At 57.6% G+C, this 17,479-nt stretch carries 15 protein-coding genes; 10 read left to right on the top strand and 5 right to left on the bottom strand.

Annotation, left to right across the window (positions count from 1 at the left end):
• Positions 1 to 187: 187 nt before the first annotated feature.
• Positions 188 to 1,261, bottom strand: coding sequence for a YdcF family protein (locus tag L0H14_RS04545; RefSeq protein WP_301421426.1), 1,074 nt, complete (start codon positions 1,259 to 1,261; stop codon positions 188 to 190).
• A 203-nt stretch (positions 1,262 to 1,464) separates the two neighbouring features.
• Here L0H14_RS04545 and L0H14_RS04540 point away from each other — a divergent pair, with 203 nt between their 5' ends.
• Positions 1,465 to 2,607: a guanine deaminase gene (locus L0H14_RS04540; RefSeq protein WP_301417484.1), complete on the top strand. Its 1,143-nt coding sequence runs from the start codon at positions 1,465 to 1,467 to the stop codon at positions 2,605 to 2,607.
• Between the two features lie 106 nt (positions 2,608 to 2,713).
• Here L0H14_RS04540 and paaZ read toward each other — a convergent pair whose 3' ends face one another.
• From paaZ to L0H14_RS04525, 3 genes are all read right to left on the bottom strand, one after another.
• The gene (gene paaZ / locus L0H14_RS04535; protein WP_301417482.1) at positions 2,714 to 4,816 is read right to left on the bottom strand and encodes a phenylacetic acid degradation bifunctional protein PaaZ; all 2,103 of its coding nucleotides are present in this window, start codon (positions 4,814 to 4,816) and stop codon (positions 2,714 to 2,716) included.
• A gap of 120 nt (positions 4,817 to 4,936) precedes the next feature.
• Positions 4,937 to 5,653 carry an enoyl-CoA hydratase/isomerase family protein gene (locus L0H14_RS04530; RefSeq protein WP_301417498.1) on the bottom strand — a complete coding sequence of 239 codons (717 nt, stop codon included), beginning with the start codon at positions 5,651 to 5,653 and terminating at the stop codon, positions 4,937 to 4,939.
• A 198-nt stretch (positions 5,654 to 5,851) separates the two neighbouring features.
• The gene (locus tag L0H14_RS04525) at positions 5,852 to 7,222 is read right to left on the bottom strand and encodes an MFS transporter (RefSeq protein WP_301417480.1); all 1,371 of its coding nucleotides are present in this window, start codon (positions 7,220 to 7,222) and stop codon (positions 5,852 to 5,854) included.
• 284 nt (positions 7,223 to 7,506) lie between these two features.
• Here L0H14_RS04525 and L0H14_RS04520 point away from each other — a divergent pair, with 284 nt between their 5' ends.
• From L0H14_RS04520 to L0H14_RS04485, 8 genes are all read left to right on the top strand, one after another.
• Positions 7,507 to 8,058, top strand: coding sequence for a GNAT family N-acetyltransferase (locus L0H14_RS04520; RefSeq protein WP_301417478.1), 552 nt, complete (start codon positions 7,507 to 7,509; stop codon positions 8,056 to 8,058).
• Between the two features lie 279 nt (positions 8,059 to 8,337).
• A complete protein-coding gene (locus tag L0H14_RS04515; RefSeq protein ID WP_301417476.1) occupies positions 8,338 to 9,360 on the top strand; it encodes an ABC transporter permease in 1,023 nt (340 codons plus the stop codon).
• On the top strand, positions 9,360 to 10,133 hold the full coding sequence (locus L0H14_RS04510; RefSeq protein WP_301417474.1) for an ABC transporter permease: 774 nt from the start codon (positions 9,360 to 9,362) through the stop codon (positions 10,131 to 10,133). Before L0H14_RS04515 ends, L0H14_RS04510 begins: the two co-directional genes overlap by 1 nt.
• Positions 10,134 to 10,219: 86 nt before the next feature.
• The gene (locus L0H14_RS04505) at positions 10,220 to 11,077 is read left to right on the top strand and encodes an ABC transporter ATP-binding protein (RefSeq protein WP_301417495.1); all 858 of its coding nucleotides are present in this window, start codon (positions 10,220 to 10,222) and stop codon (positions 11,075 to 11,077) included.
• A 183-nt stretch (positions 11,078 to 11,260) separates the two neighbouring features.
• Positions 11,261 to 12,256 carry an ABC transporter substrate-binding protein gene (locus L0H14_RS04500; RefSeq protein ID WP_301417472.1) on the top strand — a complete coding sequence of 332 codons (996 nt, stop codon included), beginning with the start codon at positions 11,261 to 11,263 and terminating at the stop codon, positions 12,254 to 12,256.
• A 223-nt stretch (positions 12,257 to 12,479) separates the two neighbouring features.
• Positions 12,480 to 13,343, top strand: a complete 864-nt coding sequence (locus tag L0H14_RS04495) for a methylenetetrahydrofolate reductase (RefSeq protein ID WP_301417470.1) — start codon at positions 12,480 to 12,482, stop codon at positions 13,341 to 13,343.
• A gap of 58 nt (positions 13,344 to 13,401) precedes the next feature.
• Entirely contained in the window at positions 13,402 to 14,802 is a 1,401-nt protein-coding gene (locus L0H14_RS04490; protein WP_301417468.1) for an aminomethyl transferase family protein, read from the top strand.
• A gap of 105 nt (positions 14,803 to 14,907) precedes the next feature.
• Positions 14,908 to 15,501: a PadR family transcriptional regulator gene (locus L0H14_RS04485; RefSeq protein ID WP_301417467.1), complete on the top strand. Its 594-nt coding sequence runs from the start codon at positions 14,908 to 14,910 to the stop codon at positions 15,499 to 15,501.
• Here L0H14_RS04485 and L0H14_RS04480 read toward each other — a convergent pair.
• The gene (locus L0H14_RS04480; RefSeq protein WP_301417466.1) at positions 15,498 to 16,166 is read right to left on the bottom strand and encodes a GntR family transcriptional regulator; all 669 of its coding nucleotides are present in this window, start codon (positions 16,164 to 16,166) and stop codon (positions 15,498 to 15,500) included. The genes L0H14_RS04485 and L0H14_RS04480 overlap by 4 nt on opposite strands.
• A gap of 146 nt (positions 16,167 to 16,312) precedes the next feature.
• Between L0H14_RS04480 and L0H14_RS04475 the strand changes: the two genes are divergently transcribed.
• A complete protein-coding gene (locus tag L0H14_RS04475) occupies positions 16,313 to 17,476 on the top strand; it encodes a 4-oxalomesaconate tautomerase (RefSeq protein WP_301417464.1) in 1,164 nt (387 codons plus the stop codon).
• Positions 17,477 to 17,479: the final 3 nt, after the last annotated feature.

Here is a 17,479-nt window from a genome sequence, read left to right as displayed (position 1 = left end):
TTGACCACCCATTATCGCAACATCACTCCGATTGGGGAACGCTTAGACCTGCACGTCGCCGTCGAGAAAGCCGAAGGGCGCAAGCGGTTCATCACCGGCCAACTATGGCATGGCGAAACACTGTGTGCCGAAGCCGAATCACTCTTCATTGAGGTCAAAGCCGGACAACAGTAATCGTGCCCAGCGTCTAGGCGGGAAGCACCAGTGCCGGCACGATCCAGTGAGTAAACGCCATCGTCAACACGATGATGGCCGCCACCGCGACCACGTGGATACGAATGTGATCGCGCATGACCGCAGCGAATTCTCGAATAATCGCCCCGGGGAGGTAATACCAGACGGTCGGGGCACCGACGACTTGCGCTCGCAAACCCAGCGCCCTGGTGAGTAAAGCCGCCCGAAACACATGATAACTACTGGTCACCACGGTGACCGGTGCGGTGCTATCGGGCAGCATGCGTTGAGAATAGGTGAGGTTCTCCTCGGTGCTCGTTGACTCCTCTTCTGCCGCCACCAGTTCAGGATCCACACCCTGTTCGATCAGATAGTCGCGCATCGCTGCGCCCTCAGGGCGTGGCTCGTCGTCACCCTGGCCGCCAGACGTGATGATAACGGGACGGCCGGCGTCGCGCTGTTGTGCTTTGATGCCCCGTAGTAGCCGGCTGGCCAACAGCGGTGGGACCTTGCCGTTGACTAAGCCGGAGCCCAGCACAATGATGGCCTCAGCTCCGGTGCGGGGTTTGCGAAAGCGATACGCCACCGAAGCGACGATGAAAATTCCGAAGCAGCACGCGAGATACGTGACCAAGAGCAGCAATCCCAGGTGGGTGCCGTATTGCAGGTGATAGGCAAGGTCATCCCGGGCCACTGCTGCGGGTTCAAAAAGTGCCAGCGTTGTCGGGAGCAATAACAGCCCGATACCGGCAACCAGCGACAACATATTGGGTAGACTGCGGGCCTCGCGGCGTACGGTCGCGATCCCAGCCCAGATGAGGAATCCGATGAGTGCCGGGTAGCCAATCAGGTTGCCCAGCAGCAGGGCGCCCGCGGCGATCACCCCCGTGATGACGAGTACCTGCGGCCAGCCGGCTTCGAGGTAGAGCACCAACCCCAGGCTCAGCAGCGCAGCGCCAAGGCCCACGATGCTATAGGCATACGCCGAAATCCTGCGCGGATCGCGCACTATACGGGTGATGGCGACGGCGGCGGAGACGGCCCCGAGTATTCCAAGCGCAACTGCGAGCACCGTGAATGTTGTCATGGAAAGTAGTCTAATGGCCTGATTCTAGAATCCGGCTGATGCGTGTCGCTCGTAAAAACAAGGTGGCCTTCCCAAGATCTACCGGAAGACGCTTGACAACAGTAGTGTGATGTAGGCTACATTTAGTGTCTATCTTCGGAAAGTAGTTTTCATATAGTGAAAACATCGGCTTATGATTTCTATTCACGACGAAACGAGGAATCGTGAAATCTCTTTTCTCTAAGCCCGCATATGCGGCGAACCCCAATGCCCCTGAAAATGAACGTTTGCCATTAGGTAAGACTTTTGCGTTCGGCCTGCAGCACGTTTTGACCATGTACGAATGGCTCGAAGTGTGCGCGCTGCCAGAAGAAGGCAGACTCATCGAGGACACTTACGCACACAACCTAGCCGAGGAATTTCTTCACGGCTTGATCTCTTCGGGAACAACCTCCGCGATGGTCTTCGGCTCACACTTCGCTTCCGCCGTCGATATTCTTTTTGCCCACGCCAGTCAGCTAGGGATACGCATGACAGCCGGGCTCGTCACCAGCGACCGGAATCTGCCCGAACCGTTGCTGACCACTATCGACAAATCGATGGTTGAGTCACAGCAGCTGATTGATCGGTGGCATGGCAAAGGCCGACTGCGTTATGCCGTCACACCGCGCTTCTCCCTGTCCGCAGGTGAAGAACTTTTGGCTGCAGGGGGTCAACTGGTGCGGGACAATCCTGGCATTATGGTCACGTCGCATCTGAATGAAAACCACGATGAGATCGCCGCCGTTGCTGAAGTGCATCCCAACGCTCGGGATTACCTCGATACCTACGATATTGCAGGGTTATTGGGCGACCATACGATTCTTGCTCACAACGTCCATCCGACCGATCGAGAATTGGCCCGAATGGCTGAAACCGGTGCGGCTGCAGCCCACTGTCCGACGTCGAACTCGGCGCTGGCCAGCGGTTTCTTCCCGCTGCAACGTCATATTGATGCCGGGGTGCAAGTCGCGCTTGGCTCAGATGTCGGGGCGGGCAATGGTTTCAGTATGTTTAAAGAGGGTGTACAGGCCTACTTTATGCAGCAACTTCACCCGGACGGTGGGCTGCCGATGACCTCGGCGCACCTGCTCTATCTCGCCACAGCATCCGGTGCACAGGCGCTGGATCTTGAAGATGAGGTCGGTGACCTCTCGGTGGGGAAACGCTTCGATGCGGTGTATATCAGTCCGACCGCGCGACAGCCTCTCGACGTCGGGCTGAATCATGCGGCCGACGACGAAGATGCGCTGGCGAAGATTTTTGCGCTGGGTACGCCATCCGACATCAACCGTGTTTGGATTGATGGGCAACTCGTGAAGTCATGACGCGATCCCGAAGCGTTTGGGGCGCTTGAGGCATTCCACAAACGATAGCGGGCTGGGACAGTTCTGATGAACCGCCCCAGCCCGCTGCTGTGAGTGAGTTGTGTGGTTAGCTCTCGGTGTCCTGTGGCCAGGTCTTAGTGACCAAGGTTAGAACGTCGTAGGTTGCTACGATCTCATCGTCCTGGTTGTGCAGGATGGCATCCCAGCGCACCTCACCGTATTCATCGGTAACGCGGGGGGTGATCTGCTTGGCAGTCAGGGTTACGCGAATCGAATCGTCGTAGGTTACCGGGGTAATGAACGAGAGGTTCTCTAGCCCGTAGTTGGCAAGCACCGGTCCCGGTGCCGCATCGACAAAGAGTCCGGCGGCCCAGGCAACCAGCAGGTAGCCGTGGGCAACACGACGGGGGAAGAATGGGTTGGCCATAGCAGCCTCTTCATCCGTGTGCGCGTAGAACTTGTCACCGGTTTCCTCAGCGAAGTCCAGGATGTCCTTTAGTGTCACCGTGCGTAGTTCAGAAGCGAACTGATCGCCAATACGCAGGGTCTCCAACGACTTCCGGAATGGGTGCTCACCGGAGCCGTCGTCAACCTGGGCACGGGTGACAGTATTGGCCGCTGCACCCTGGTGCCAGACGCCGGTAATCGCCGTCATCATGTCGGGTGAACCCTGCAGTGCGGTGCGCTGCATGTAGTGCTTGACGGCCCGTACACCACCGAGCTCTTCGCCGCCACCGGCACGACCTGGACCACCGTGGACAAGGTGTGGCATAGGGGAGCCGTGACCGTTTGAGGTCTTGGCGGTCTGGCGGTTCAACACGTGCAAACGGCCGTGGTGGGACGCAATGCCAAGCGTTGCATCGGTAACGAAAGCTGGATCGTTCGAACACACCGTGGCAACCAGCGAACCGGCACCGCGGGCAGCCAAACGAGTAGCCTCGCCCGCTGTGCCGTCGTAGCTAATCACCGAGGTAACCGGGCCGAACGCTTCGACACTGTGAACGGCATCCGTATCAGCGTCATCAAATTCGAGAATGGTCGGCGGGAAGAACGCACCGGCGTCGTCGTAGCTGGAAATTTTCTCTGGACCGCCCAGACGAACTTTGCCGCCGGCATCGATGAGCCGCTGGGTTGCATCCGAGACGTCGCGCTGCTGATCCTTGGAAGCTAGCGCACCCATGGTGGTACCTTCGGCATCGGATGCGCCGACGGTGACCTTCTCGCTGAGACGGTTGGACAGTGCGGTGATGACCGGTTCTTTGAGTGCCTCGGGCACGATGACACGGCGAATGGCGGTACATTTCTGACCGGCCTTTGAAGTCATTTCAACGAACACGGCCTTGACGAAGGCATCAAATTCTTCGTTGCCTTCAACAGCGTCCGGACCCAAGATTGCGGCGTTGAGCGAGTCGGCTTCCGCGGTGAATCGAACGCCACCGTTCTGTACGCTTTCGTGGGCACGCAGCGTGTTGGCGGTGTTCAACGAGCCGGTAAAGGCCACGTGGTCGCGGTAGTCGAGATGATCGAATAGATCCTGGGTTGAACCCGAGATCAGTTGCAGCGAACCTTCGGGCAGAATGCCCGATTCGAGCATCATCCGCACGGCGGCTTCGGTGACATAACCGGTTGAGGTTGCTGGCTTGACGATGGTTGGTACACCGGCAATGAACGACGGCGCAAATTTCTCCAACATGCCCCAGATCGGGAAGTTGAAGGCGTTGATCTGCACGGCCACGCCCGGGATGCGGGTGTATACGTGGGTACCGATGAATGAACCGTCGCGGGACAGACCCTCGGTTTTGCCATCCAAGATCACGTTGCTGTTTGGCATTTCGCGGCGACCCTTGGACGAATACACAAACAGGGTCGAAATGCCGCCGTCGGTGTCAACACCGTGGTCGCGTTTGGTGGCGCCGGTGCGGTAGGAAATCGTGTAGAGCTCTTCTTTGCGGCCGTTGAGGTACTGGGCCAGCTCTTTGAGCTTGAGTGCGCGTTCGTGGATAGTCAGGTCACCGAGTGACTTCTGCCCCACGGTGCGTGCGTAGTCCACCATGCCGGAGATATCGACGCCGTCGGAGGACACGTGGGTGATCAATTCGCCGGTGTTCGCATCGAAGACCTCGGCGGTTTTTTGCGGAGCATCGGCGGCCTGCCATTCACCCTTCGCAAAGGAAGGCAAGATGGTTTTTTCTGGTGCATTCGTTGTCATGAGTGGGCGAGCTCCTTCTTTACTGCCTGAACGGTCGTTCGGTTATTGCGGTCAGTATAGCGCAGATTACATCTGGCAGCCAGTCGTTTTTGCGGCGCAGGTCACGTCTTTGTCGCGTTCTTACTTGCGGCGATCCAGGAAAGCCTGCATGCGATCAAACTTTGCCTCGGACTCGAAAAGGATGGCCTGGCCGAGTTCGTCGGCCCACGGATGTGCCTCTGGTGGCATTTGGAAAACGCGCTTGGTGACTTGTACTGCCAGCGCATCTTGGGAGGCGATACGGTCGGCTAGTTCGTGGGCTGCGGTCATGAGTTCCTGAGGTTCGTGCACTGAATTCACCAGCCGCAACTCGAGGGCTTCTTCTGCGTTGAGCATGCGTCCAGTCAGTAGCAGTTCCAGTGCGACCGATTCGCCAGCTAATTCCTTCAAGCGCCACATGGCACCGGCGGCAGGGGAGATGCCAAGGCCCGTTTCGGGTTGCCCGAATCGAACCTTGGTGGTCGCTACTCGGAAGTCGGCGGCCCAAGCCAGTTCAGCACCGCCACCCAGGGCGAAACCGTCAATGGCCGCAATCACCGGCATCGGTAGGTCCTTGATCCGGGAGAACAGCTGGGAATTCACGCCCCGCAGGGCGTCTTGGCGACGGCGCTGCCGCAACTGGGCAATGTCGGCGCCCGAAGCAAAGATTCCGCGGGTACGGCTCGGATCTTTTGGGTGTGGGGTTGTGGTGCCGGTGATAATGAGGGTTCGAGGGTTGGCCTCGAGCCATTGGCAGAGGGTGTGGAATTCATCGACCATGGTCTGGTCGATGGCGTTGAGTACTTCGGGGCGATCCATGGCGGCGACGACGCGGTCCGGTTGGGTATCGTCCACGCCAATGTTCAAGGCTTCGAATCCTTGGGTGAGGCTGGCGAGTGAAGCGAAGTCAGTAGACATGGGTTCCTTTGCAAAATCGGTGTGTGCTGGGATTGGACATGCGTTGACGCCGTGCACTGGAATTTGCAGTGCACGGCGTCGACAAAAATCCAGTGGTGGTTAAACCGTAGCCTGAATTGTTCTGGGATCTTCGTCTGGTGCCGTGATATCCCCGGTGTCGGTGTCGTTGAGGTCGCGGCCTTCAACGGACTTGGGTACTAGGAGGACACCGATCAGAGACACCGTGGAAATGCCGGCGATGTAGAGGCCGATCATCCACGATTGTCCGGTGGCGTTGAGGATAAATTGGGAAATCATCGGGGCAAATGCGCCACCGATAATCGAGCCGAATGCGTAACCGATCGAGACGCCAGAGTAGCGGACCGAGGCCGGGAACATCTCGGCGTAGAGGGCAGACTGTGGGCCGTAGGACGGGCCAAGACCAATGGTCAGCACGAAGATTGCCACCGTAAAGAGTGGAAGTGACGCGGTGTCAATCAAGAACCACATGGGGATAGCCCAGGCGATGATCCACAGGTAACCGATGATGAACGTCTTCCGCTTGCCGATCTTATCGCCGATCCAGCCGCCAAACAGGGTGAAGGCAAACCACCCGACACCGCCTACCAGGGAGGCGATCAGTGTCGCAGACCGCGGCATGTCCAGCACATTGGCGCCGTAGGAAGCGAAGAACGCAATGACCAGGTAACCGGCGGCGTTGTTGCCGGCGAAGATGAGTGCGGCGAGCAGTACTGGGCGCTTGTGCTTGCGCAGCAGCTCTCCCAGTGGAGCAGAGGAGTCGCGGCGACGTTCTTGCATCTCGGTGAAGACCGGCGATTCGGAGACCGCGCGGCGGATGAGGTAACCAACGAGGATCAAGACCACCGAGGAGATGAACGGAATGCGCCAGCCCCAGTCCATGAACTGCTCGCTGGACATCGAGGAGGTCAGGATAAACATGAAGCCAGTAGCTAGCAGCATGCCAAGTGGGACGCCAATTTGGGGGTAGGAGCCAAAGAAGGAGCGTTTATTGGTGGGTGCGTGTTCAACTGCCATCAGTGCGGCGCCGCCCCATTCGCCACCCGCAGAGAAACCCTGCAGGACGCGCATGAGGATCAGCAAGATTGGAGCACCGACACCGATAGCTGCATAGGTTGGTAATAGGCCGATGGCGGTCGTTGCGCCGCCCATGCCGATCAGTGTCACAACAAGGACGAGCTTGCGGCCGTACTTATCCCCCAGGTGTCCCGCAACGACGGCGCCCAATGGGCGGAAGAGGAAGGAAATGCCGATTGAGGCCCAAGAGAGAATCTGCGCCAAGCCTGCGTTGTCGGCTGCCAAAGGTTCGAAGAACAGCGGTGCCAGGACGAAAGCTGCCGCTTGGGCGTAAATAAAGAAGTCGTACCACTCGATGGTGGTGCCTACCAGGGTGCCGGCGAGGACGCGACGCTCCTCAGCGCGCGTTCTTCCGTTGTGGGAGGTCGTGGTCATGGTTTCTCCAGAATGTCAGTGAGGTGGACTGCATACCGCGCGATGCTCTCCAGTGCAGTATTCAACCAGGGTGGAGGGTAGTTCCTGGAATAAGATACTGAACGATCGGTATGGAATGATATTGTGGCATACTGTGAGGGCAATCACAAGTCGAGTGAAGGTGTTGCCCAAGCATTTTTATTCGATAGTCCCCTGTTGTCGGCGAACCTCCGTCATTCGAGTCAGTGACGTGACGGTGCGGCTGCAATGCAGTGGGATCCACCTATACCGCAAGGGAGTAGCTAATGCAGCGCGCTGGACACTTATGGAGAACACGAAGTGAGCATGTTGAGTCTCTAGAAGATCAGGCCTCGATCAGGCGAGTTCTCGAGGCTGCTTTCGAAACCGACGCCGAAGCTGACCTCGTGGACGCGCTGCGAGAAGATGCGGTCAGCTGGATTCCACGTTACTCGGTGCTTGGCATGACCGCAGCGATCCCAGATTCTGAATTCGAGACTATGCCCGCTGCGCACGCGCTCATCCACCGGTGCACTGTCGGTGGAGGGCCGGGGCTCATGCTAGCCCCCACTGGAGTACTGCCCCAGCATCAGGGAGAAGGGGCCGGTACCGCGGTCATTAACGCCGCCCTGGAGTTGGCGCAAGCAGATGGCGAAGCTTTCGTAGTGGTTTATGGCTACCCCTATTACTACCCGCGCTTTGGCTTCAAGCCGGCGTCCGAGCTTGGCATTACTGCCGGGTGGGCGACTCAAGCTGAGGCGCTTCAAGTGAGGGTTCTCGACGAAAGTGCCACGTTGCCAGCCGGTGAGGTTCAGTTGCCAGCAGCCTACGGAGTGTGAGCTCTGGAGGTTTATTGATCGCCGGCGTCTGCCCTCGACGGGCGGAACGTCTGCCGGGGTGACGGGCTGCGTCGGCGTGGCGCCTGGCTCGCCAGCGAGCGTCGCTTTTGGCTGTAGGTCGTGGTAGCGGGTGGGCGAAATCAATGATTTATGGAATCATTGAGGACTTGAATCATCATGCTGTGCGGGTTAGTCTTTCCTGAAGTGGCACACTTCACATGCGTGTAGGATGTGGCACCACAATTCATCCTCAACTTGCACACCTAGTGGAGAAAACTCATGACAGAACGCGACCTTTCAAAGGGGCCCGCGCCACACGATGACGAGGCGGTGGATCGGGAGCGGCAGTCTCGCGATGTGCATCGCCTTGAAACCGCTGGTGGCGATTCGTTCCCGGCTGGCTATCGAGTAGCTGGTTTGGATGAAGCAACGCGTCCGGATCCGGGCGCGCCGACTGCATCAACGGCGCAGCGTGGTGCGACCGGGCGAAAAACGAGTACGGGTCAAGCTCAGGCTGTTCGACAGCGGCGCCGAACTTGGGCGAACCGGCTGTTAGGGCTGGTTGGTATTCTGCTTTTCCTTGGTATCTGGGAGCTGCTACCGCTGCTGGGTATTGTGGATGCCAGGTATATGCCTCCGGCATCGGCTGCTATTGCTGATTTGATCGTGAAGTTTGGTGACTCAGTCTTCTGGATTGCGGTCTGGGATACCTTGCGCGCCTGGGCGATTGGCATGCTGATTGCTGTTGTTGCAGCCGCGATACTGGGCTTCATTATTGGCTCGTCCAACTTTTTACGGAAGTTCACCAACTCGACCATTGAGTTCCTGCGTCCAGTACCATCGGTGGCGTTGATCCCGTTGGCCGTGTTGGTCTTTGGTGTTGGTATTGAATCAGCCCTGTTGCTGATCGTGTATGCCTCATTTTGGCAGGTATTGATTCAAGTGCTCTACGGGGTTGCTGACGTTGACGCCGTTGCGATGGACACCGCCAAATCCTATGGTCTTGGTCCGCTGAATCGTATCCGGTATGTCATTTTCCCAACAGCCTTGCCATATTTGATGACGGGCGTTCGTCTGGCCGCTGCGGTGGCGCTGATCCTGGCAATTACCGCGCAGCTGATTATTGGTACCCCAGGTCTGGGCGCTGAAATTGCTCGGGCACAGTCTGGTGGCGCGTATACCTCAATGTATTCACTGGTCTTAGCCACCGGGATGATGGGTGTGCTGATCAATATGGTCACCCGTGCGGTCGAGCGCAGCGTGTTGTCCTGGCACACTTCGGTCCGCTCGGAGGTCAAATAATGCGTTTCCTCAAAGATTTCTTACATATTGTCGCTCTGCCGGCACTGCTGATCGCTGCGTGGATCCTGTGGTCCGCCCAGTCCACCAGCTTCTTTGTCCCGACCCTGGAACAAATGTCCAACGCCTTTAGTACGACCTGGACCTGGGGTCGAATGCAGTCCGATGTTTTCCCATCGGTGGCCCGGCTGATAGCCGGTCTGGTCTTATCGATTGTAATCGGTATTGTGGTTGGCCTGCTGGTGGGCTCATTCCGTTGGCTGCGACAGCTGATGGAGCCAACTATGGAGTTCTTCCGCGCGATTCCACCGACCGTGTTGATTCCCGTGTTCATGCTGCTGATTGGTATTGGCGATGACATGAAAATTGCGGTCATCGTGCTGGGCGCGGTCTGGCCGATCTTGCTGAACACCATTGAAGGTGTGCGTTCCATGGACGAAGTGCTGTCCGATACCTCGCATACCTATCGCATTGATGGCTTCGCCCGGATTCGGTATCTGATCTTGCCCTCGGCGATGCCACAAATTATGGCTGGTATCCGCCAATCATTGTCCATTGCACTGATTCTGATGGTCATCTCGGAAATGTTCGCCTCGTCGGCAGGTCTGGGCTACACCATTATCCAGTTCCAGCGTTCCTTTGCCATTCCCGAAATGTGGTCAGGCATTGTCGTGCTGGGTCTGATCGGTGTCATTATGTCGTGTATCTTCCAGATCGTCGAGCGCAGTGTCCTGAAGTGGTACCACGGACAGCGCGAGATGGAAAACGCCGGCTAGCAACAACGCTCACACAATTTTTTGAAGGATATCTTGCTATGACGACTCAACCTGCAGAACACAACCCGGTGATCAACCAGGGCAGCATGGCCGACACTCCGGATGGGCAACTGCCCGTTGGCCTGACCCTGCCCGACGGTGAAGCCTTGCTATCGGTACGAAATCTGAAAAAGGTGTATCAAACCGACGGCGGCGGCATCGAGGCAGTGCGCAACCTAACTTTTGACCTGCCCAAGGGCGAACTGACCTGTCTGGTCGGACCGTCTGGTTCGGGTAAAACCACCCTGCTCAAGGCCATCTCGGGGCTGCTGGAGCCCACCGCTGGCGAAGTCAAGCTGGCCGGCAAACTGGTGACCAGCCCGCCCAAGAACATGGCCGTGGTCTTCCAGGAATATGGCCGGTCGCTGTATCCCTGGATGCGCGTGCGTGAAAATGTGGAACTGCCACTCAAAGTCCAGGGCATGGACAAAGCCAAACGCGACCAACTGGTTGATGAAGCCCTGGAAGCCGTTGGTTTGGACCACGTACCGCGGTCGTACCCGTGGCAACTGTCGGGTGGTATGCAACAACGTGTTGCGATTGCTCGCGCGGTGGCCTATCAGCCAGAAGTGTTGCTGATGGACGAGCCCTTCGCGGCCGTGGACGCCCAAACCCGTGCCGACCTTGAAGACCTGGTCCGTCGCGTGTGGCGCCAGCTGGGGGTTACCATCCTGTTCGTAACCCACGATATTGATGAATCCGTCTACCTGGGCTCTCGGGTCGTCATCCTGTCCTCGTCGCCAACCGTGATCCAACAGGACATCAAAATTGACCTCCCCGACGAGCGCGATCAGCTGGGCACTCGCTCCTCACAGCGATTCAGCGAACTACGCCACCACGTCTACGAACAAATCCAGCTGGCCAAAGAAGGCTTCCGCCCAGACGCGGCCAAAGCCCAAGCCTAAACACTTGGCTTTTCAACTGTTGTGGGGACCTGGCAACCAGGTCCCCACGCTGGGTTAACACAAAAAAATACGCTCATAAGCGTTAACTCGAAAAACCATTGACGATCGCATGCAATCCGCATACCGTTGTGACTTGCTTCACTAAACTCTCGTGAAGCCTCGCACTTGCAAGAGGAGCTCATCATGAAAACACTCGGTATTCGAGGCAGTATTGCGGCGGCCGCAGCCGCAGGACTGCTGGTACTCACATCCTGTGGTGGGGGAGAAGACGCTCCCGCCGATGGTGACAACGCGGCCCAAGATGGTCAACTCACCCAAGTCTCGATCGGTGTTATTCCGATTGTCGACGTCGCACCTATCTACCTGGGCGCAAAAGAAGGCATTTTTGAGGAGCATGGCCTTGAGCTCGATCTAACACTGGCTCAGGGTGGGGCAGCCATCATCCCGGCCGTGCAGTCGGGTGATTTTGATTTCGGGTTCTCGAACGTCACCTCGCTGGTGATCGGACAATCCCAGGGGTTGCCGCTGCAGCTTGTTGCTCCCGGGCCGCAGACCACCGGTAACGCCGGAGAAGACTTCTCGTCTCTGCTCGTACCTGAAGACTCGGATGCGGAATCTATCGCAGACCTCGAAGGGCGAAGCGTTGCGGTTAATACCCTCAACAACATCAACGACACCGTCCTCAAAGAAGGTTTGAGTCAGGCTGACGGCGATCCGGAGAAGATGAACCTGGTCGAGGTGGCCTTCCCGGATATGGGCGGACAATTAGAATCCGGCAACGTCGACGCCATCATGGCGGTCGAACCATTCGCGACGCTTGCAAAAGATGCCGGCGCCCGCGAAATTTACTCGCCCTATGCTGAGCCGATTGAAGATCTGATGATTGCCGGATACTTCGCTTCGACGGACATGGTCGAGGAGGACCCTGAACTTGTTGACGCGTTTGTCGCCGCGATGAAGGAATCCCAGCAATACGCCGAAGATAACCCCGAGGAGGCAAAGGCTATCTTGCCTGAGTATTCGGAAATTGATCCAGAAATTATCGATGACTTGAACATGCCGAAATTCCCTCAAGACATCAATATGGAATCGACAGAACGCATTATCGAACTGTCTGAAGAGACCGGTCTGATTGATGAATCAATCGATGTTAACGAATTGGTTCGTGACGACTCGTAGGGGCTAGACCTCGCTGGGCGCGGGTGAACCCTCAAGCCGCCTGTGGCACCTGTGTGATGGGGGTGCCGCAGGCGGCTGCCTTTAAGGACGCCCCCTCTGTGGGTGAAATTTTCAATAATAATGTTTTTGATCAATCCCTTGCAACTCACTATGCGCATAGATAGTATGTGATGTGCGACATTGATTCAGGTCGGTCGCACTTTAACGAAAAGTGAGGTTTCACATGTCCCAATCAGCTACAACCGCGGGTGTCCGCGCGTTGATGCAAGACTTTTCTCTCGAAATGACCGGCAAAGACGTGGAGGCTCTGCGTGAAGCTGCTCCATTGATCCCGCAGGGCTCGCGGGTCAATGTCACGTTCCTGGGCAACGAAGATCTGCAAATGCGCGTCACCGCTGCAAAAGCAGTAAAAGATCTTGGCTTTATCCCCGTTCCCCATATCTCGGCTCGCCGTATCCACAGCGAAGACGAGCTCAGAGAATTTCTCCAGGCCCTGGCCGACGTTGATGCGGCACAGCATGTATTTGCTGTGGGCGGTGACCCGGCAGAGCCACTCGGCCCATACGGCTCATCGCTGGAGATGCTGCAATCCGGAGTATTCCCAGAATTCGGCGTCAAAGACGTGTCGATCGCTGGCTACCCGGAGGGCCACCCGGATATCTCTGAAGAGGTGCTCTCGCGCGAACTGAGCGGCAAGGTCGACTACTTGGCCGAGCACGATATGAGTGCCGTGATACTGACGCAATTTGGATTCGACACTGCACCAGTGGCGAAGTGGCTCGACGAGCTCGCTGCTAAAAATATTAGCGCCCCCGTGCGGATTGGCACGCCTGGCCCGGCAGGCATTCGTCGACTGTTGAACTACGCCAAACGCTTCGGCGTGGGCACCTCGGCGGGCATCGTCAAAAAATACGGTTTCTCACTTACCAACCTGATGGGCAGCGCCGGTCCAGATAAATTCTTGCAAGACCTGGCAGCCGAAACTGAAACAACAAACTTCACCGGCACCGTTGGCGTGCACTTTTACACCTTCGGCGGCATGGCAAAAACCGCCGAATGGGCTCAGGACTTCACCAAAAAATTCTAACCAAGCGTTACCAACCTTCTACTAACACTCAGCAATATTTACGTGAAAGGCGGCCAATATGGCTTCATCACTACAGGACCTACTCAACAAGCAATCCGCAGTGGATCTGCTGCGCAATGCTCAGACCGGCTCCTATATTTACCCGGTTGTTCCAGCAGACTTCGGAAACTGGATCAATGAACAGCGCGCCTGGCGTGACGCCGCCGTGCTCTACGACCAGTCCCACCACATGGACCAGGTCTTCCTATCTGGTTCAGACGCCATCAACCTGATCTCAGACACCGCGATTAACTCCGTGGCCAACTTCGAAATCGATATGGCCAAACAGTACGTACCGGTATCTTCGGTCGGTGCGGTCGTCGGTGACGGCATCCTGTTCCGCGAAGCTGAAGACGAATTCACCTACGTTGGCCGTGCACCCGTCACCAACTGGTTGATGTACCACGCCGAAGCCGGTGGCTACAAGAACCTCGACCTACAGGTAGACCGCCGTTCGCCGTCACGCCCATACGGCGCCGGTGTTTCACGCGAACTCTTCCGCTTCCAGATCCAGGGCCCAGCCGCATGGGACGTCATCAACAAGCTCAACGGCTCGGAAGTTGAGAAGCTGAAATTCTTCCGCATGTCGACCATGAATATTGATGGTCTGACCGTTCGCACGCTGCGCCACGGTATGGCCGGTGCTCCAGGCCTAGAAATCTACGGCCCATACGAACACCACGCACGCGTTCGCAACGCGATCGTCGAAGCCGGAGCCGAGTTTGGTCTGTTGCCGGTAGGCTCCCGGGCCTATGCAACCAACACCCTGGAATCCGGCTGGATCCCATCGCCACTACCGGGCATCTACTCGGGCGAAGCCGAAAAAGGCTACCGTCAATGGCTGGGTGCAGACTCCTACGAAGCAACCGCACCACTGGCCGGTTCTTTCATCTCCGACAATATCGAAGACTACTACGTCAACCCGTGGGAAATCGGGTACGGCTCCTTCGTCAAATTCGACCACGATTTCATCGGTCGCGATGCACTCGAAGCAATTGACAAAGACAAACAGCGCCGCAAGGTCACGCTGGAATGGAACACCGACGATCTCAAGGAAGTTCTGTCCGCACCACTGAACATTGATGGCCCGAACTACAAGTTCTTCGACCTGCCACTGGCAAACTACGGTGCCTCCAACTATGACCAGGTTACCGATGCTGACGGCAACGTCGTCGGCGTCTCGATGTTCACCGGCTATACCGCCAACGAACGTCGTGGCCTGTCACTGGCGACCGTTGATGCCAACGTGCCAGAAGGTGCAGAACTATCCGTGACCTGGGGTGAGCCAGATGGTGGCTCCGCCAAGCTTTCGGTAGAACCACACGAGCAGAAGACTGTTCGTGCAATTGTCTCGCCGGTGCCATATTCCACCGTGGCACGCGAGTCCTACCAGTCCGGCTGGCGCACCCAGGGCGCCTAGGCTCCACTGTGATCACGCGGTCGCACCCGGCATTGCGCTGGGGCGGCCGCGTCGTCTTTCCATAACGGCTGCTCGAGATGAAACGTCTACTACACTACGGTCACCATGAGTTTACGATCTGCACTGCTAACGTTGCTGTCCTCCGGTCCCAGCACCGGCTATGACATTGCCAAAAACTTCCACTCGTCGGTGGGGTTCTTATGGCACGCACCGGATTCACAAATTTATCCCGAGCTCAAGAAAATGCAAGCAGAAGAGCTACTGACCGGCTATCCGGTTCCCTGGGGTTCAAAGGGCGCTACGAAAACCGAGTATGCGATTACCGATGCCGGTATCGCCTACCTGCGCGAGTGGTACGCCAAGCCGGTCGCGTATCGGCCGGAGCGAAGTGAGGTTCGGCTCCGGTCAGCCTATTTCGAATTCGCGAGCGACGACGAAGCCCGCCGCTGCCTCAAGGATCACCTCGAACACCATCAGCAGGTCGTCGACGATGTGCAGTTCCAAATCGAAGAACTCCACGACGGCAGCTCGGCTATTCACCAGAGCAGGCTCGCCCAATATCCGGCAGGTGAGCACAGCAAGATCACGCAGTTTAAGGTCTTCGCCTATGAAGGTATCCTGCAACAAGCCAGGGCAGAAATTACCTGGGCCACCCAAGGCCTCGCACTGCTAGACACCTTCGAGCCCACAGAACACTAGGCACCGGCAGATGCCGCAATCGCTTCGGTCACTGAAGCTAAATGCTCGTGCATGGCGCGACCGGCAGCATCGGGGTTTCGCGTGCAAATCGCCTCGATAATTGCCATGTGTTGTGGCAGGGAGACTTGCGGCCGATCAGGACGGGTAGCCAATTGGAAATGGTATCGAATGGCCTGACCGCGAAGCCGGGCAATCGTCTCGGCGGCGGTCGGCTGATCGGCAATCTCAATCACGCGACCGTGAAGCGTCCGGTTGAGTTGTGAATATGCTTCGCGGTCGCCGCGGTCGACGACCAGCTGCATCTGTTGACCGATATCGCGAAGCTCGGCCGCGTGAGCATCGGTAATTTTCTCGGCGGCTTTCCGCGCACACAGCGACTCCACGGCGGCCCGCACTTCCGTAATTTCTATGGCCTCCTGAAGCGATACCTTCCGAACCCGTGCGCCACGATTTGGGATGCGCTCAACCAGTCCCTCGGCGATCAGCTCATTCAATGCCAAGCGCACTTCACCGCGAGAGGCCCCGTGCTCTTCGGCCACATCGGCTTCGACCAGACGCTGATGTGGCACGAGATTTCCCGTCACAATGTCTTGACGCAGTTGCTCCGTCAGTGAGAGTTCTGGTCGAGTCTCGTTGGACTGCGTTGTTGTCGAGGTGCTGGCCATACCGGAAGTCTCCAATGCTTATGTGAAAGCTGTATTGCTTCCATAGTAGCCACCTTGAAGCCGCGGAAGTATTTTAGTGAACAATATTGTAAACAATCTGGTGAATGGCTAGTCTGGTGTGAGCGCACCCACAGAAAAGGACGATCATGCCCACCAGCAGTGCACACAGATCTGGCGATCAGACGGCACTCCCGTTTGTCCTCATGCGGGGTGGCACCTCGCGCGGTCCCTTCTTTTTGGCCGCAGATCTCCCCGAGGAGCGGCACGTACTGGATCAGGTCTTGTTATCCGTCATGGGAAGCCCACATCCGCTGCAGATTGATGGCATCGGGGGCGGCCACCCGCTGACATCCAAAGCCGGAATTGTGGGACCATCGGAAGTGGCTGACGTCGATCTCGACTTCACCTTCGTGCAGCTGCAGCCCGACGCAGCGACGGTGCAGACCACCCAGAATTGCGGCAATATGCTGGCCGCCGTCGTCCCGTTTGCCGTCGAAGCCGGGCTGATCGAACCGCGTGAAGATACCACCGACGTCGTCGTGCGAACCACAAACACCGGTTTGATTTCGCGCATTAGCATCCACACTCCCCGGGTGGGCGGTCTGCGATTCGTTCAGTACAGCGGTCAAACAGAAATCGCAGGCGTGCCCGGTACAGCATCGCCGGTCAATATTCGGTTCCTTAACACCGCCGGCTCCATTGCCGAGGGCCTGCTCCCCACTGGCAGTATCACCGATGTTGTCACGGCTGATGGCACTGATTACACGGTGACGCTGATTGATAACGGTCAGCCACTGGTGATTATCCGGGCCGAGGATCTTGGCGTGACCGGCTACGAATCGGTCGCCGCACTCAGTGAGAATAGCGAGCTCAAGACTTGTGTTGAACAGCTCCGCCTCGCCGCGGCCGAGGTAATGGGCCTCGGTGATGTGACCGAGGCGTCATACCCCAAAATGACGCTGGTTGCACCGCCGGTTTCCGGCGGGGCGATCAGTACGCGCAGCTTCATCCCACACAGGGTGCACGAATCGATCGGCGTGCTCGCGGCAGTCACCGTGGCCACCGCGTTGGTTATGGAAGGCTCCGTTGCGGCGACCGTTGGCTCTGCAGGCAGCGGCCGCCAACAGTCGGTGGCAATTGAACACCCCACTGGCATGTTTGAAGCCCTGGTGGATTTAAATGACGACGGCGCGGTCGTCGCCTCGGGCAACACGCGCACCGCCCGGCTCATCTCACGCGGTGAGCTCTACGTGCCCCGCGAGATCTGGGATCCCGGGCATGAGTCCACAGGTTTGAACCATTCGGTATAGCAA

It is taken from the genome of Yaniella sp. (genome assembly GCF_030453185.1).
GTDB lineage: Bacteria > Actinomycetota > Actinomycetes > Actinomycetales > Micrococcaceae > Yaniella.
Note: the sequence above shows the minus strand (reverse complement) of the source record. Positions and strands in the feature narration are given on the sequence as shown.

Bases quoted from the DNA above. Each gene is read 5' to 3' on its own strand.
- L0H14_RS04545 (WP_301421426.1), bottom strand. From the start codon at position 1,261: ATGACAACATTCACGGTGCTCGCAGTTGCGCTTGGAATACTCGGGGCC.
- paaZ (WP_301417482.1), bottom strand. From the start codon at position 4,816: ATGACAACGAATGCACCAGAAAAAACCATCTTGCCTTCCTTTGCGAAG.
- L0H14_RS04530 (WP_301417498.1), bottom strand. From the start codon at position 5,653: ATGGATCGCCCCGAAGTACTCAACGCCATCGACCAGACCATGGTCGAT.
- L0H14_RS04525 (WP_301417480.1), bottom strand. From the start codon at position 7,222: ATGACCACGACCTCCCACAACGGAAGAACGCGCGCTGAGGAGCGTCGC.
- L0H14_RS04520 (WP_301417478.1), top strand. From the start codon at position 7,507: ATGCAGCGCGCTGGACACTTATGGAGAACACGAAGTGAGCATGTTGAG.
- L0H14_RS04515 (WP_301417476.1), top strand. From the start codon at position 8,338: ATGACAGAACGCGACCTTTCAAAGGGGCCCGCGCCACACGATGACGAG.
- L0H14_RS04510 (WP_301417474.1), top strand. From the start codon at position 9,360: ATGCGTTTCCTCAAAGATTTCTTACATATTGTCGCTCTGCCGGCACTG.
- L0H14_RS04505 (WP_301417495.1), top strand. From the start codon at position 10,220: ATGGCCGACACTCCGGATGGGCAACTGCCCGTTGGCCTGACCCTGCCC.
- L0H14_RS04500 (WP_301417472.1), top strand. From the start codon at position 11,261: ATGAAAACACTCGGTATTCGAGGCAGTATTGCGGCGGCCGCAGCCGCA.
- L0H14_RS04495 (WP_301417470.1), top strand. From the start codon at position 12,480: ATGTCCCAATCAGCTACAACCGCGGGTGTCCGCGCGTTGATGCAAGAC.
- L0H14_RS04490 (WP_301417468.1), top strand. From the start codon at position 13,402: ATGGCTTCATCACTACAGGACCTACTCAACAAGCAATCCGCAGTGGAT.
- L0H14_RS04485 (WP_301417467.1), top strand. From the start codon at position 14,908: ATGAGTTTACGATCTGCACTGCTAACGTTGCTGTCCTCCGGTCCCAGC.
- L0H14_RS04480 (WP_301417466.1), bottom strand. From the start codon at position 16,166: ATGGCCAGCACCTCGACAACAACGCAGTCCAACGAGACTCGACCAGAA.
- L0H14_RS04475 (WP_301417464.1), top strand. From the start codon at position 16,313: ATGCCCACCAGCAGTGCACACAGATCTGGCGATCAGACGGCACTCCCG.